13 protein-coding genes are annotated in these 15,731 nt (G+C 73.1%); 9 read left to right on the top strand and 4 right to left on the bottom strand.

The genetic code is table 11. From position 1 onward, the window contains the following. Positions 1-41: 41 nt before the first annotated feature. Positions 42-1,784 carry a pyruvate dehydrogenase gene (locus tag DVA86_RS07675; RefSeq protein WP_208876841.1) on the bottom strand — a complete coding sequence of 581 codons (1,743 nt, stop codon included), beginning with the start codon at positions 1,782-1,784 and terminating at the stop codon, positions 42-44. Positions 1,785-1,973: 189 nt separating this feature from the next. After that, positions 1,974-2,792, bottom strand: coding sequence for a GGDEF domain-containing protein (locus DVA86_RS07670; protein WP_208876839.1), 819 nt, complete (start codon positions 2,790-2,792; stop codon positions 1,974-1,976). A 335-nt stretch (positions 2,793-3,127) separates the two neighbouring features. On the opposite strand from DVA86_RS07670, the gene DVA86_RS07665 reads away from it, so the two are divergent. The 4 genes from DVA86_RS07665 (at position 3,128) to DVA86_RS07650 (ending at position 8,693) form a co-directional block, all read left to right on the top strand. Continuing rightward, positions 3,128-4,255 carry a hypothetical protein gene (locus DVA86_RS07665; RefSeq protein WP_208876837.1) on the top strand — a complete coding sequence of 376 codons (1,128 nt, stop codon included), beginning with the start codon at positions 3,128-3,130 and terminating at the stop codon, positions 4,253-4,255. Positions 4,256-4,490: 235 nt separating this feature from the next. After that, a complete protein-coding gene (locus DVA86_RS07660; protein ID WP_208876836.1) occupies positions 4,491-5,891 on the top strand; it encodes an erythromycin esterase family protein in 1,401 nt (466 codons plus the stop codon). 191 nt (positions 5,892-6,082) lie between these two features. After that, positions 6,083-7,390, top strand: coding sequence for an NAD(P)/FAD-dependent oxidoreductase (locus DVA86_RS07655; protein WP_208884482.1), 1,308 nt, complete (start codon positions 6,083-6,085; stop codon positions 7,388-7,390). A gap of 508 nt (positions 7,391-7,898) precedes the next feature. Further along, positions 7,899-8,693, top strand: coding sequence for an AfsR/SARP family transcriptional regulator (locus DVA86_RS07650; protein ID WP_208876834.1), 795 nt, complete (start codon positions 7,899-7,901; stop codon positions 8,691-8,693). Positions 8,694-8,698: 5 nt separating this feature from the next. Here DVA86_RS07650 and DVA86_RS07645 read toward each other — a convergent pair whose 3' ends face one another. Further along, a complete protein-coding gene (locus DVA86_RS07645) occupies positions 8,699-9,379 on the bottom strand; it encodes a hypothetical protein (RefSeq protein WP_208876832.1) in 681 nt (226 codons plus the stop codon). A gap of 155 nt (positions 9,380-9,534) precedes the next feature. Between DVA86_RS07645 and DVA86_RS07640 the strand changes: the two genes are divergently transcribed. The 5 genes from DVA86_RS07640 (at position 9,535) to DVA86_RS07620 (ending at position 14,469) form a co-directional block, all read left to right on the top strand. Next, complete coding sequence (locus tag DVA86_RS07640) at positions 9,535-10,896, top strand: sensor histidine kinase (protein WP_208876831.1); 1,362 nt, start codon at positions 9,535-9,537, stop codon at positions 10,894-10,896. Positions 10,897-10,905: 9 nt separating this feature from the next. Then, positions 10,906-11,550 (top strand): LuxR C-terminal-related transcriptional regulator, encoded by a 645-nt coding sequence (locus tag DVA86_RS07635; protein WP_208876830.1) that lies wholly within the window; start codon positions 10,906-10,908, stop codon positions 11,548-11,550. Positions 11,551-11,622: 72 nt separating this feature from the next. Continuing rightward, entirely contained in the window at positions 11,623-11,934 is a 312-nt protein-coding gene (locus DVA86_RS07630; protein ID WP_208876828.1) for a glutaredoxin domain-containing protein, read from the top strand. A gap of 146 nt (positions 11,935-12,080) precedes the next feature. Next, positions 12,081-13,940, top strand: a complete 1,860-nt coding sequence (gene asnB, locus DVA86_RS07625; RefSeq protein WP_208876826.1) for an asparagine synthase (glutamine-hydrolyzing) — start codon at positions 12,081-12,083, stop codon at positions 13,938-13,940. 61 nt (positions 13,941-14,001) lie between these two features. Continuing rightward, positions 14,002-14,469, top strand: coding sequence for an anthrone oxygenase family protein (locus DVA86_RS07620; RefSeq protein WP_208876824.1), 468 nt, complete (start codon positions 14,002-14,004; stop codon positions 14,467-14,469). Positions 14,470-14,555: 86 nt separating this feature from the next. Here DVA86_RS07620 and DVA86_RS07615 read toward each other — a convergent pair whose 3' ends face one another. Further along, entirely contained in the window at positions 14,556-15,623 is a 1,068-nt protein-coding gene (locus tag DVA86_RS07615; RefSeq protein WP_208876823.1) for a methyltransferase, read from the bottom strand. Positions 15,624-15,731: the final 108 nt, after the last annotated feature.

The raw sequence follows: 15,731 nt of genomic DNA, 5'->3' as shown, positions 1-15,731 counted from the left end.
TCAACGCCGGACGGGCTGGAGTGGGCGGCTGAGCGCCGTACTCAAGGGCGGGGGATGTTGCGGAGGTTGGCGCGGGCCAGGTCCAGCATCGTGCCCACGCCGCCGTCCAGCACCGTGCGTCCCGCCGCCAGCGCGAAGCCTTTCACCTGGCCGAACGTGATGTGGGACGGCACCGACAGCGCGTTCGGGTCCGTGATCAGCTCGACCACCGCGGGCCCCGGCCGTTCGAACGCCTCGCTCAGCGCGTCGCGGATGCCGCTCGGCTGCTCGACCCGCCAGGCCGGGATGCCGATGCCGCGGGCGATGGCGCTGTAGTCGACGGCGGCGTGGTCGGTCTCGTACGCGGGCAACCCGTCGACCATCATCTCCAGCCGGACCATGCCGAGCGAGGCGTTGTTGAAGACGACGGTCTTCACCTGGAGGTCGTGCTGCCGGACGGTGAGGAGTTCGCCGAGGAGCATCGCGAGACCGCCGTCGCCGGAGAGCGAGACGACCTGCCGGGACCGGTCGGTGAAGGCCGCGCCGACCGCGTGCGGCAGGGCGTTGGCCATGGTGCCGTGGCTGAAGGAGCCGATGACGCGGCGGCGCCCGTTCGGGGTGAGGTAGCGGGCGGCCCAGACGTTGTTCATGCCGGTGTCGACGGTGAACACGGCGTCGTCGGCGGCGAGTTCGTCGAGGATGCTCGCGGCGTACTCGGGGTGGATCGGGACGTGGTGGTCGACGTTCCGGGTGTACGCGTCGACGGCCGTCGTCAGCGCGCGCTCGTGCCTGCGCAGCATCGTGTCGAGGAAGCGCCGGTCGGCCGCGGGCTCCAGCAGCGGCTGTACGGCGTCGAGGGTGGCGCCGACGTCGCCGTGTACGGCCAGTTCCAGCGGCGTACGGCGGCCCAGCCGGCGCGCGTCGTGGTCCACCTGCACGGTCTTGGCCTGCGGGAGGAACGCGTCGTACGGGAAGTCGGTGCCGAGCATCAGCAGCAGGTCGGCGTCGTGTACGGCGTCGTGGCAGGCGCCGTAGCCGAGCAGCCCGATCATGCCGACGTCGTACGGGCTGTCGTACTGGATCCACTCCTTGCCGCGCAGCGTGTGCCCCACCGGCGCCTTGAGGGTGTCGGCGAGCCGCATCACCTGGCTGTGCGCGCCGCGTACGCCCGCACCGCAGAAGAGGGTGACGGTGCGTGCGTCGTTGAGGAGGCGGGCGAGGTCCCGTACGGCGTGCGGGGCCGGGGTGACGGTGCCGCAGGCGGGGGTGGGGACGGTGCGGCCGGTGGGGTTCGGCGCGGGCTTCTCGCCGATGTCGCCGGGCAGGACCAGTACGGAGACGGTGGAGCCGCCGAGCGCGTGCTGGGCGGCGATACGGGCGAGGCGGGGCATCTGCTCGGGCTGGGAGAGCAGTTCGCACCAGTCGGCGGCCTCGCTGAACAGCTTCTCCGGGTGCGTCTCCTGGAAGAAGCCGGTGCCGATCTGGGTGGTGGGGATGTGGGAGGCGATGGCGAGGACGGGCGCGCCGCTGCGGTGGGCGTCGTACAGCCCCTGCACCAGATGGGTGTTGCCCGGCCCGCAGGAGCCGGCGCAGACCGCGAGCCGCCCGGTGATCTGGGCCTCGGCGGCCGCGGCGAAGGCGGCGGCCTCCTCGTTCCGTACGTGGATCCAGCGGAGCGCGCCGTCGGAGCGGCGGATGGCGTCGACGAACGGGTTGAGGCTGTCGCCGACGACTCCGTAGACGCGCTGGACACCGGACTGGATCAGGACCTGGACGAGTTGGTCGGCGACTTTCGCGGCGGCCATGGCCATCCCCTCGTTCGACTCGTGTCCCGGGGGCGCCCGGCGGGTTCGGGCCTTCGGGACGTTCCGGACCGAGCGTAGATCAGCCGGGGCGGAAGGGGCGGCAGGCGCCGTCGGCACCCGGGGCGGCTCCCCTGTGCTGCTGGTCGCGGGCTGTGCTGCCGGTCGCGGGCCTGGGTGCCGGGCCTCCCCTCACCGGGCGGCGCGGGCCGGCGCGGGGACCGGGGCCGTGACGAGGACCGGGCCGGGGGCGCCCGTACGGCCGAGCGCCTCGCCGAGCAGCGCGTGCAGCCGGGCCGCTCCGGCGGCGGACAGCACGAGCTCGCCGGGAGCACCGGGAGCACCGGGGCCGCCGGGCGCGCCGCGCGCGCCCTCCGGGGCGTGCCCGAACGCCGCGAGGGGGATGCGGATCGGCGCGTCCGGTGCGGTGGCGCTGTCCGCCGTACGGGCGCGTCCGCCGCCGGCGCGCTTCACCTCGCGCAGGGCGACGTCCGCGTCCAGGACGAGGTCCGCGAGACTCGCGCGGGCCGCGGGCACCGTACCGTCGCAGCAGGCCACGCCCATCGAGACAGCCTGGCCGGTGAGTTCGACGGTGGTGCTGCGGCTGGCGCGGGCGGTCACGGTCAGCCGCCGGATGTGCTCCTGGGCGCAGCGGGCGACGGCCAGTGCCTCGTCGCGGGTGGAGCCGGGCAGCAGGATGAGGAACTCGTCGCCGGCGTGGCCGCCGTAGCGCCCGACGATGCCGCCGTCCATGCCGTTCAGCACCGACGCGACGGCGCCCAGCACGGCGTCGCCCGCGAGGTGGCCGTACGTGTCGTTCACGGCCTTGAAGCGGTCGAGGTCCGCGAGCACCAGGGCGAGCGGCTGGCCGCGGCGGTGCGCGCGGTCGGCCGCTCTGGACGCGCGGGCGTCCCACTCCTGCCGGTCCAGCACGCCGGTGAGCCGGTCGGTCAGCGGCTTGCGGCAGAGGGCGCAGCGTGTCCGCTCGGCGGTACGTGGCGCGGTGGTCATCGATCGCATCTCCCGACATCGTGGAGGCACGGCTCCACGGCATCCCCCGGTGAACTCGGGCAACCCCGATTTGACTGACGGCGCGGCAAGCCCGGTGCGTAGTCGAGCCGTCGCACTCCGTGAGTCTAGGTGCACAGCGACCCGGCGCGTCAAACTCCGGTTGACATAGTGCAGTTGAACGCACTAGTGGTCCGGACCATGGCCGCCATACTCCGGCGGCGAAGCGGAATCCGGCTCCCCACTTTCGGTCCTGGCCGAAGGGCCGCGGAACCCCGCCGTTCTCCGTCTAGCCTCGTGCCGGATTCTCCGGGGTGGGGAGTCGGGGGGAGGACGTCATGGGAAATCCGCGAACGACCGGAACGGCCGGAACGGCGGGTCGGAAGGCGCGGCTGGCCGCGCTGCTGGGGGCGGGGGCCCTCGCCGTGCCTGTGCTGGCGGGAGCACAGGCACAGGCGGGGGACGCGGCGGCGGCCGCCGCCGCGGAAGCGCGGCCCAACGACGACCCGGGCTCGCTGCAGGTCTACGACGCCAACGTGGAGAACCTGCCGACGACCGACGAGCGGCCGCCGGAGGAGTGCGCGGGCGACTGGCACGACCTGATGTACTACATGCGCACCCAGGAGCTGAAGCCGGACGTCTACCTGGTGCAGCAGCTCAACAACCGGGACCAGCTGGACCTGCTGCTGGACCGGATGGAGTCGCACTTCGGCGAGGCGTACGCCGGTGTGCTCGCCGAGAACGACCCGGAGCCGACCACGGGCGGCGCCTGCAACCCGTTCAAGAAACGCCAGACGAACGCGGTGATCTGGCGTACGGACCGGCTGGAGCTGGTCAAGTCGGCCTCGCCCGGGAACCGTTGGCAGGCGCAGAACGAGGTCGCGGGCCAGTGCGTGAATAACGACCAGCCGCGCACCAAGGGCGTCAAGGCGCTGCTGCACGACAAGGTATCGGGGAAGACGGTCACCGCGGCCTCCTTCCACTGGCCCACGATCGGCCACGGCGGCGACGCCTGCGCCGACTCGAACATCGGTGAGCTGTCCAACGAGCTGACCGAGGACGGCTACGACGAGCACGCCGGCCATGGCGCCACCGACCTGTACGTGGCCGGCGGCGACACCAACGCCCACGACCGGCGGGACGGCGCGTGGCGCACCTGGTACGAGGCGGCCAACGGCGACCTCGGCGGGAAGTACGGCTTCCGGGACGCCGTGTACGCCCACTGCGCCACGCAGAGCGACCCGGCCGGGTGCCGGGCGGACAGGTGGACGCTGGAGACGCAGTCGCTCCGGCGTGTCGACTACGTGCTGGCGCGCAAGCCGGGCGGGGCGCTGCCGCGGATCACGGGCACGGTGGTGCCGACGTTCGAGGACGGCAACAAGGCGGACGAGGAGATCAGTCAGGACGGTGACAGCCCGCTGGTCTTCTCGGACCACCGCGCCGTGGGGGCCCGGGTGCACTACTGACGGATCACTCACGGGTACCCGACGGGTAGCTGACGGGACGCTGACGGGTCGCCAGGTTTGGGACAGGGCACCGGACCTGGCGTTCCGCGCGTCATACCGGGGTAGGTGGTGCTGGCACCACCTGAGGGCGGGTGGTATCCGGTTCGCTTCCTGGCGTGTACACGGGGAGGCTGGGGGCCGGACCGGCGGCCGACCGGGCCGGTCCGCCGACCACGTGCCTCAGGGAGAGAACCCGATGCCACTCGTCTCACGCCGGACGCTGCTCGCCGCCCTGCCCGCGCTGGCGCTGACGGTCACAGCGGGCGGACCGGCCCGCGCCGGCGCCCGTTCGCGGGCAGCGGGGCCGGACCCCGGGCCTGCCGCAGGACCGGCCGCGGGCCCGCGCGCCAAGGGCGCGGAGACCGTGCTCGCCGCCCTCGCCCGCGCCTCCCGGCCGCTGCGGTCGGTACGGCCGAACGGCGACCTGTCCGACCTGCGGCCGCTCGGCGCTGCGATCGGCCGCAGCGCCGTCGTCGGGCTCGGCGAGGCGGCGCACGGCGCCCGCGAGCTGTTCACGCTCAGGCACCGGGTCTTCCGCTACCTCGTCGAGGAGAAGGGCTTCACCACCTTCGCGCTGGAGACCAACTGGGCGGCGGGGCTGCGCATCAACGACTTCGTACGGCACGGCACGGGCGAGCCGCGCGCGATCATGGCGGAGGAGTTCGGGAACGGCAAGTGGCCCTGGAACGTACGGGAGTATCTGAACCTGATCACGTGGATGCGCGAGCACAACCTCCGCAACCCGGACCGGCAGGTGCAGTTCATGGGGAACGACCTGGCGTACCCGCGCATCGCCGACACCCTCTTCGAACGCGTGCTGGGCTATGTCACGGAGCACCACCCGTCGCTGCGCCCCATGTTCGGCAGGCTCTACCGCGAACTGTGGGCGCACGCCGAGGAGTCCGACTTCAGCGCGCTCCCCCAGCCCGAGCGCCGCCGCATGGCCGGCCAGGCCCGGCACGCCGTGGCCCTGCTGGAGGGGCTGCGCCCGGAGGGCGGCAGGCCGTCGTACGCGTGGACCGTGCAGCACGCGCGCGTCGTCGCGCAGACCGCCACGCTGCTGTCGTACGACCTCGAGGACGAGCGGCAGATCCCGGAGGCGATGCGCTACCGCGACGAGCTGATGGCCCGCAACACCGCCTGGTGGCACCGGAACACGGGCCACCGCATCCTGCTGGCCGCACACAACGGGCACACGGCGTACGAGACGTACGCGCCCGCGCGGTATCCGCGGACGCAGGGCGCGTACCTGCGGAAGCTGCTCGGCGACGACTACCTCAGCGTGGGCACGACCTTCGGGCGCGGCGCGGCCACCGTGCCGGGTGACGACGGCGGGTGGGAGACGACGAAGTTCGGGCCGCCGCGCGAGGGCAGCAGCGAGGAGTTGCTGGACCGGGTGGTGAACGTGGCGGGCAGCCGCAACTTCCTGCTGGACCTGCGGTCCGCGCCGCCCGCGGCACGCGCGTGGCTGAACGAGTCGCGGGTCACCCGGGACATCGGGCCGCCCGGCGACCCGTACCGGCCGTTCGTGCTGGGCGACGGGCACAGCGTGCTGATCCACCTGCACCGGTTCCGCTCGGCGCGCCCGCTGTCGTAGCCAGGGGCCCCGCCGTCGCGGGCATCACGGCGGCGGGCGTTCACGGCGGCGGGCGTCACCGCGCGTGACGCATGTGTACGGGGGCGCTCCGGCGGATACGCGGGACGCACGCCCGTACGCGGCGCGCCCGCCCCCGGACGTGCCGCGACCGCTGACGCAGGAGGTCCACCGTGCAGCGACGCCCTCGCATCGTGATCGTCGGAGGCGGCTTCGCCGGCTACCAGTGTGCACGTACGCTCTCCCGCCGGGCCAGGGGCGCCGCCGAGATCGTGCTCGTCAACCCGCACGACTACTTTCTGTATCTGCCGCTGCTGCCCGAGGTGGCCGTCGGCACGCTGGAGCCGCGCCGTGTCTCGGTGTCGCTCACCGGCAACCTGCGCGGCGTACGGCTGGTGCTGGGCGAGGTCGGCGGCGTGGACCTGGAGGCCCGCCGGATCACGTACACCGACCCGGAGGGCGAGCTGAGGCCGCTGGACTACGACCGGCTGGTGCTCACCGTGGGCAGCGTCAACAAGCTGCTGCCCATCCCCGGCGTCGCGGAGCACGCGCACGGCTTCCGCGGCATGCCCGAGGCGCTCTACCTCCGCGACCACCTCACGCGGCAGACGGAGATGGCCGGCGCCACGGACGATCTGGAGGAGCAGGCCGCGCGCACCACCTTCGTCGTGGTCGGCGCCGGGTACACGGGCACCGAAGTCGCCGCGCACGGCGTGCTGTTCACCGACGCGCTCGCCCGCCAGAACACCGGGCTGAGCAGCGCCACGCGGCCCCGCTGGTTGCTGCTGGACATCGCCGACCGCATCCTGCCGGAGCTGGACGAGAGGCTGTCGCGGACGGCGACACGGGTGCTGCGCGACCGGGGTGTCGACATCCGTACGGGCACCTCCGTCAAGGAGGCCACTCCGGAGGGAGTGCTGCTCGACGACGGGGAGTTCGTCGCCAGCCGCTCGCTGATCTGGTGCGTGGGAGTGCGCCCCGACCCGCTGGTCGAGGCCGTGGGGACGCCCACGGAACGGGGGCGGCTGTGCGTGGACGAGTACCTCACCGTGCCCGGCCACCCGGAGGTGTTCGCGTGCGGCGACGCGGCCGCCGTACCGGACCTGACCAGCCCCGGCGACGTGACGCCGATGACGGCCCAGCACGCACACCGGCAGGGGAGGATCGCCGCGCACAACGTCGCCGCGTCCTGCGGACAGGGCGCGCGGCGCCCGTACAAGCACCACGACCTCGGCTTCATGGTCGACCTCGGCGGCGTGCAGGCGGCGGCGAACCCGCTGCACGTGCCGCTCGGCGGCCCGCTCGCGAACGCCGTAACGCGCGGCTACCACCTGCTGTCGATGCCGGGCAACCGCGTACGGGTCGCCGCGGACTGGCTCCTCGACGCCGTACTGCCGCGCCAGGGGGTGCAGTTCGGGCTGGTGCGCTCGGGCTCGGTGCCGCTGGACACCGCGGCACCGGAACTCGCGCGCGTACCGGCGCCGGACGGCGGCGGCGGCTGACGCGTAATGCGGAAGCGCTGCGCATGAATTGACTTCTCAAGGATCGCTTGAGCGCGAACAGGGCTTACGTTGACTGGAACATGGAGAAGTAGATACTCATGTCGCAGGAGGGGACAACGGTACCGGTCGGTAGTACCGGACCGGTCGTGAACATGATGAGTCACGACCGCCGGAAATGGGGGATGCGTTTCCGCTCTGCTCCGTTGCATTCCCGCTGCCGGGTGGCCTGCGGGGCAAACTAGGGATCGTCATAGACGATTTGGCGAAACACTTACGACACTGATTATTCAGTGGCGCGGGGGCGGTCGGCGCCCTCGCGCAGCGGGGGACAGGGGGACCGGCGAGCATGCGGTTGCGCACGGAGCATGCGGGGTGTTTTACACCGGTTGAGGCAGAAGTGACTCCCGGGGCACATGTTCCGCCGTACGCCGTACACCGTCCCCACGGCTCCGTGGCCGGACGGTGTGAAGTGTTTCTTTTTCGCGGTGACTTGAGTGAGGTGTGTGTGGTGAAGTTCAACGTTCTGGGCCGACTCGAAGTAATCGGGGACGCGGGAGACTGCGTCCCGTCCGCGCCGAAGCAGCGGCAACTGCTCGTACTGCTGCTGACGAATGCGAATCGGGTGACTTCCACGGAGACGATTACCTCGGAGTTATGGAGTGGATCGCCCCCGGCCAGACTGGCCACGACGATTCAGACTTACGTCTACCAGCTGCGCCGCCGGCTGGTCGGGGACGACTGGAAAGCCATGGATCTGATCGCCACCTGCCCTTCCGGTTATCTGATTCGGGCGGACGTCGAGAACATCGACATGTACCGCTTCGAACAGGCCGTGCAACGCGCCCGCACCTGCCTCGCCATGGACCCGGAGAACGCGCTCCAACTGCTGTCCCAGGCGCAGCCGATGTGGCGCGGCGCCGCGTTCGCGGACGTGCCGCGCGGGCCCCTGCTGCAGGCGCACGCGGCGCGCCTCGAGGAGTTCCGCATGGAGGCCCTGGAGCTGTGGATCGAGGCCGGACTGCGGTCGGGACGGCACCGGGAGCTGGTCGCCGAGATCACGTCCCTCATCCTGCTGTACCCCTTCAACGAGCAGCTGCACGGCCAGCTCATGCGGGCGCTGGCGATGGGCGGACGCCGCCGGGAGGCACTGGAGGTGTACCAGCGGCTGCGCCGTACGCTCCAGCGGGACCTGGGCGTGGAGCCGACCAGGGCGCTCAAGGAGATCCAGCAGCGGGTGCTGATGGACAACTTCCCCTCCCTGTCCTGCCATCCGGACGCACGCGTCGGTCCACGCCCCGCCTGAGGCCGCTAAGGGGTGCCGCCGCCCGAGGACACGCCCTGAGCCGCCGATTCGGTCCGGGCCGCGGACGCGCCCTGCGTCCGGCCCACCGCGCGCTGCCGCTCCGGCCGCTCCCGCCGCTCCGGCCGCGGCGCGGCGCCCGGCTGCCGGCTGTCCTTCGCCCGGCGGCCCCAGCGGGTGCGCCCCCACGGCTTGAACGTCGACAGCAGCGTGGTCGTGGTCAGCAGCACCAGCATGCCGGCGGACCCGGCGATCACGCCGTCCTCCAGCACGCCGATGTCCGCGGCGTAGTCCGCCTCCGTACGGGCCAGGGCCTCCTTGACGGACTGCGCGATGTAGACGTACGCGAACACGGCCGCGCCGACCGTCAGCACCAGCTTGTCCAGCACCCACCAGTGGTGCAGCACCCGCCACTTGCCGTACAGCCCGGTGACCAGGCCGGTGATCAGGGTGCCCAGGGCACACGGGATCATGATCACGGTGTCGCTGAGGTGCATCAACTCGTAGGCCGCGGGCCGCAGGTGCTCCCCCGCGGACGTACGCGCCGCGATGGCCATCATCAGCATCGCGTACGCGCCCCCGAGCCAGCCCACGGAGATCGCGACGTGGCAGAACAGCCACGTCTTACGGGTACGGGGGCGCATCCGCCAGGTCAGCGCGCGCTTCTTGGGGGGTGCTTGGTCGGTCACCGTGTCCTCCTCGGCGCGGACGCGCGCCCTGCCGCCGTCCGCTGCCTACGAGCGGACCACGCGGCCCGGGCGCGGCACATCAGAGCTGTCCGTAGGTCCGGGGTAGAGATAGCTCTACTGCGCCGCGGGCGCCCCGCTTCTACGCTGGATGGATCATGGACGACGTCCGAGCAGGCGCCGCACCGGCGGTGACGACCGCACCGGCCGCACCGGCCGCGCCGGCCGCACTCCGCCGCGCCATGGCCGCGCGCCCGCAGCGCTTCGTCGGCTCCGCGCTGCCCTGGCGCTGCGCCGTGTACGCCGCCTCCGGCGCCGTCACGGGCGCCTGCACACTGCTGGTGGTGACGGTCACCGTGCCGCTCGGCGTGCTGCTCAGCCCCGTACTGCTCGGGCTGGTGCTGCTGGCGGGCGTGAGCGTGTCCGGCGTCGCCGCCGGCGCGGTCGAACGGCGCCGGGTGCGGCTGCTGGGCGTACGGCCGGTCCGCTCCCCGCACCGCGTGCTGGGCGACGTGGGGCTGCGCACCTGGCTGCGGGTGCGCTGGCGGGAGCCGGCGACCTGGCGGGAGCTGCGGTACGTGCTGCTGTCGGCCACCGTCCTGTGGCCGCTGGACTTCCTGACCGTCGCCGCGCCCGTCGCCGCCGCGACGCTGCTGCCCGCCCCGCTGTGGTACGCGCTGTTCGCCGGCGACGGCACCGTGACCGTCCTGAACGTCGAGGTCGGCTCCCCCGGCTCCGCGCTCGCCGTGACCGGGTTCGCCGCCCTCGTCCTGGTGGCGGCCGCGTATGCGCTGACCGCGGTGGCGGCCGTACGGCTGACGCTCGTACGCCGCCTGCTCGCGCCCGCGCCGACGCCCGGCGCCGGGGCGATGGAGCCGGTGCCGGCGAGCGGACGGCTGGTCGACGCGTTCGACGCCGAGCGGCGGCGCATCGAACGCGACCTGCACGACGGTACCCAGCAGCGGCTGATCGGGCTGACCATGACGCTCGACATGGCCCGTATGCGGCTGGAGGAGACGGCGGCCCCGGACGGCTCCGTACGGCCGCTCGGCGCGTTCCTGGACAAGGCGCAGCACGAGGCCGCGCAGACCCTCGCCGAGCTGCGCGAGCTGGTGCACGGCATCCATCCGCACGTGCTGACGGAACGCGGCCTGGCGGTGGCCGTGGACGAGCTGGCGGGCCGTCAGACCTTCGCCGTGGACGTGAACCTGCGGATCGCGGGCAGGCTGCCGGACCGTACGGAGAGCACCGGGTTCTTCGTGGTCAGCGAGGCGCTGGCGAACGTCGCCAAGCACAGCGGCTGCGACCGCGCCTGGGTACGCGGCTGGGTGGCCGGGGATAACCTGGTGCTGGAGATCGAGGACGCCGGTACGGGCGGCGCCGCGCCGGAGCGCGGCAGCGGGCTGCGCGGCCTGGCGGAGCGGGTCGCCGGAGTGGGCGGACTGCTGCTGTCGAGCCCGGAGGGCGGCCCGACAGTGCTGCGTACGGAGATCCCCTGCGTGGCGCCACGACACGGTTGAGGGAGCGCCATGCGGATCGTCCTGGCGGAGGACTCCGGGCTGATCCGGGAGAGCCTCGTGGGGCTCATCGGCCACCTCGGGCACGAGGTGGTGGCGGCCGTCGACAACACCGGCGCCATGACCGCCGCCGTCGACGGCTACGCGCCGGACCTGCTCGTCACCGACGTGCGGATGCCGCCCGGCTTCTCCGACGAGGGCCTGCGGGCCGCCGTGGAACTGCGCGCGCGGCTGGACCGGCTGCCGATCGTGGTGCTGAGCCAGTACGTCGAGACGGTGTACGTCGCCGAGCTGCTCGAGGCGGGCGGCGCGGGTACGGGCTACCTGCTCAAGGACCGGGTGTCGAACGGCCGGGAGTTCGTCGCCGCGCTGGAGGAAGTCGCCGCCGGAGGCACCGTCGTCGACCCGGAGGTGGTCCGGAGGCTGGTGGCGCGCCGCCGCGACCCGCTCGCCCAGCTGTCGGCGCGCGAACGGGAGGTGCTGGAGCTGATCGCGCGGGGGCGCTCCAACGCCGCGATCGGACGGGAACTCTCGCTGACCGACGCCACCGTCTCCAAGCACATCGGCGCGATCTTCACCAAGCTCAGTCTGGACCAGAGCGCGGGCGACCACCGCCGCGTGCTCGCCGTACTCACCTATCTGCGCGGCGGCCCGTGAACCGCGGCGCCACCGCTCCCCTACGCTGGGCAGCGTCGCGCGGGCCGGCCGCGCACACCTGAGGGGGCATTGATGGCCGAGGACAAAGAGGTCGGCACGGACCAGGAGGGCACGGCGCGCGCACTCGAGGACGGCGTGGTCGTGTACTGGCGGCCCGGCTGCATGTTCTGCGTGCATCTGCGCTTCCGCCTGCGCCGCGCGAAGCTCGAGCACACAGAGGTGAACATCCGTCAGGACCCCGAGGCGGCGGCGTTCGTCCGCTCGGTCGCGGACGGGAACGAGACCGTGCCGACGGTGACCGTGGCGGGCAAGGCCATGGTCAACCCGTCGATGAAGCAGCTGCGGGAAGCGGTCGCCGCCCACGCACCGCACCTGCTCACGTAGAACGCCTCCGCAGCCCGTACCGCCCCGTCAGCCGTCCTCGACCTCCCCCTTGAGCGGGTCCGGACAGCATGTGGCCAAGGCCGTGCGCCGCGCCACGGGCGGGCGCACGGCGAGGTCCGTATGGCTGAGCCTGGAGGCGGAACGGTATGGCTGGAATCACGGGATGGGTGGACCACGGCGGCGAACTCCAGCGGGACGCGGCGCTCGTACGCCGGATGACCGGTGCCCTGGCGGCGCGCGGTCCGGACGGCGAGGCGCTGTGGGCGGGCCAGCGGGCCGTGCTGGGCCACCGGCGGCTCGCCGCCGAGGGCCAGGGCCTGCGGCGGTGTGCCACCGGCGCCCCGGGCGCCGCCGCGGTGCTGGTCTTCGACGGTGAGCTGTACGACCGCGCGGCGCTGCGCGACGCGGTGATCGCCCGCGGCCGGCGCCCCGACGGGGACGGCGACGCGGACCTGGTGCTGGCGGCGTATCTGGCGTGGGGTCCCGCCTGCGTACGGGAGCTGAGCGGGGTGTTCGCGTTCGGCCTGTGGGACGAGCGTACGGACGAACTGCTGCTCGCCCGCGACCCCGTGGGCATCAAGCCGCTCTACTACTACCCGACGCCGCGCGGTGTGCTGTTCGCCTCCGAGCCGAAGGCGCTGCTGGCGCACCCCGCGGTGGACGTGACGGTCGACGCGGACGGGCTGCGCGAGGTGCTGTCGTTCGCGGGCACCCCCGGGCACGCCGTGTTCCGCGGGATGCGGAAGCTGCTGCCGGGCGAGCTGCTGCGGGTCGGCCGCGAGGGCCGTACCGCCGACCGGTACTGGCGGCTGGAGGGCCGGCCGCACACCGACGACCTGGAGACGACGGTGGAGCGCGTACGCGAACTGCTGTCCGCGTCGGTCGCGCGGCGGCTGGCGGTCGGCGGCCCCGAGGTCAGCATCATGCTGTCCGGGGGGCTGGACTCCAGCCTGATCACGGCGCTCGCCCTGCGGGAGACGGAGCGGCGCGGCGGCGGCCGGGTGCAGACGCTCTCCGTGGACTTCAAGGAGCACTCCGCGAACGCGCGCCGGTCCGGGACCGACGACAGCACGTTCGCCATCGAGCTGGCACGCGAACTCGGCACCGAGCACCAGGACGTGCAGCTCGACCGTGCGGAGCTGCTGGGCGGTACGGCGCGGGCGGCGGCCCTGCAGGCGTACCCCGATCTGCCGTGCCCCGTGGGGGAGATGACGACGGCGCTGCACGTGTTCTTCCGGTCGGTGGCCTCGGCCACTCCGGTGACCGTGATGGGCGAGTGGGCCGACACCCTGTTCGGCGCCTTCCTGCGGCTGGAGGACCCCGAGGTGGTCGCACGGCGGACGCTGCCGTGGGTGGCGTCCGCCCAACTGCACGTGCGCAGCGGCGGGGTGGGCTCGGGGCTGTTCGCGCCGGACCTGCTCGGCCTCCTCGATCTGCCCGCGTACTGCGAGGCCCGCTTCGAGGAGGAGGTCGCGGACATGCCGGTGCCGCCCGACGGCGAGGGGCCGCCGGAGAGCGCGCGCGACCGGCGGATGCGCGAGATCAGCTATCTGTATCTGCGCGGCTGGATGGAGATGGGCCTCGCCCAGGACGACGGGCTGACCTCGTCGCACGGGCTGCGGTTCCGGGCGCCGTTCGCCGACCCGGAGCTGATGCAGTACGCGTACGGCATCCCGTGGTCGATGAAGAACTTCGACGGCAGATCGAAGAGTCTTCTGCGGGAGGTGGCGAGCGGACTGGTCCCGGCCCGGATCCTGGAGCGCCCGAAGAACCCGTTCCCGTCCACCCCGGACACAGCCCACGCGCGGGCGCTGCGGGACGAGTTGACGGCGCTGCTGGACGACCCGGCGGCGCCCGTGCTGCCGCTCGTCGACGTGCAGGCCGCGCGCGAGGCGGTGGCGGACGTGGAGAAGCTGGCGACGGGCTGGCAGAGCCGGGCCGACGTGGAGATGATCCTGCAGACCGACACGTGGCTGCGGCTGTACCGGCCGCGGCTGGCGCTGTGACCCGGGCCGGCGGCGGGGCGGGCGGCGCCCGCGGGGAAGCCCGTACGGAAGGAGCGCGCGCATGATTCCCGTGCTCGCGCCCCTCGCCCTCGCCGCCAACGGGCTGGCCGCCGGCGTCCTGCTGTGGGCCGTCCTCGGCGGGATGCCGATGCTGCGCTGGCTGCCGGCCGAACAGTACGTGCGCGTGGAGCAGTTCTGGGGCAACCGGTTCGAGCCGTTCCAGCCGGTGTGCGTCGCGTTGACGCTGCTGTGCGGCGCGGCGCTGGCGGCTGCCGCGTCCGGGGCGGTGTCACGGACACTGTTCGCGCTCGCGGCGGCGCTGGCGGCGGGCGTGCTGGCCGTGTCGGTCACCCGGAACGTACCGCTCAAACGGTGGGTGATGGGCCTCGATCCCGACCGGCTGCCCGACGACTGGGAGCAGCGCGATCCGCGCGCCGCCTGGTCGTACTGGAACACCGTCCGCTCCGTCCTCGCCGTGAGCGGCTTCGCCCTCAACGCGCTCGCGGTCGGCGTGGAGCTCTCGGGCTGACGGCTCCTCCGCAGGCACAGCGGTGCGGCTGCCCGGACGCGTATGGCGTCCGGGCAGCCGCGGTGCCGTCGGTGGTGACCGTACGGTCAGCCCGCCTTGTGGGCGACGACCGCCGTCTCCAGCCCGTCCACGAGCCGGAGGGTCTCGCTCGACGCGAACCCGGCCTGCGCGGCCCACTCCTGGCACTCGGCGGCGGTGTACTCCGAGCCGCCGGGAGTGACCAGCAGGAGGTTGAGCGAGCCGAGCAGCCCGGTGGCGTTCTCCCGGCGCGCGTCGTCGATCATGCGGTCGTAGACGACGACCATGCCGCCGGGGCGCAGCGCCTCGTACGCCCGGCGCAGCAGTTCCCGGCGCTGCCCGGCGTCCCAGTCGTGCAGGATGTGGCCGAGGACGACGACGTCGGCGGCGGGCATCGGGTCGGCGAAGAAGTCTCCGGTGGCGAAGCGCGTACGGTCGCCGAGCCCGTGCTGCGCCATGTGGGCCTCGAAGAGCGGCTTCAGGTCGGGCAGGTCGAAGACGGCGCCCTCGAGGTGCGGGTGTGCGGGCAGCAGGTGCGCGAGGAGGTTGCCGCGGGCGCCGCCCACGTCGACGACCTGCTTGTGCGCCCGCCAGTCGAGGAGCGCGGCGAGCTCCGGGCCGAGGTGGTTGGTGATGGCGTCCATCGCGGCGATGAAGCCGAGGAGTTCGCGCGGGTTCTCGTAGAGCCGGTTGAAGTAGTCCTGGCTGTTCCAGCCGATGTGCGGGGTGCCGGAGCGGAGGCTGTCGGTCAGCCCGGACCACGCGTGGAACAGCCGGCGGCTCGCCTGCCGCATCCAGCCGCCGAGGTACGAGGGCTTGTTCTCGTCGAGGTAGAGGTCGGTGGCGGGGGCGTTGCGGTAGCTGCCGCCGGCGTCGCGGTCCAGCACGCCGAGCGCCACCAGGGCGTCGAGGAAGTCGCGGGCGCCGCGTGCGTGCAGCGCGTAGCGCTCGCGCAGGGCGTCCTCGGTGACGGGCCCTTCGGCGAGCCCGGTGAAGAGGCCGATCTCGACGGCGGTCAGCAGCGTCTTCGACGCCCAGAACGACGTACCGAGCTCGATCAGCGGCCGCGGGCTGGGTGGCGCGGGTATGCCCGCGGCGGCTGGTGCGGTTGCGTGTGCGGGCGTTCTGGCGGTCATGGGGCGGTCCTCTCGACGGATCGGTTGCCGGGTCGGGCCCGGGTTCGGGCTGGGGTTCGGATGCCCGTGCGCGGGCGCGTACGGGTGCGTGCTCGGGTGCGCGCGGGA

It is taken from the genome of Streptomyces armeniacus (assembly GCF_003355155.1).
In the GTDB taxonomy this organism is placed as follows: domain Bacteria; phylum Actinomycetota; class Actinomycetes; order Streptomycetales; family Streptomycetaceae; genus Streptomyces; species Streptomyces armeniacus.
This window is presented reverse-complemented; position numbering and strand designations above follow the sequence as displayed.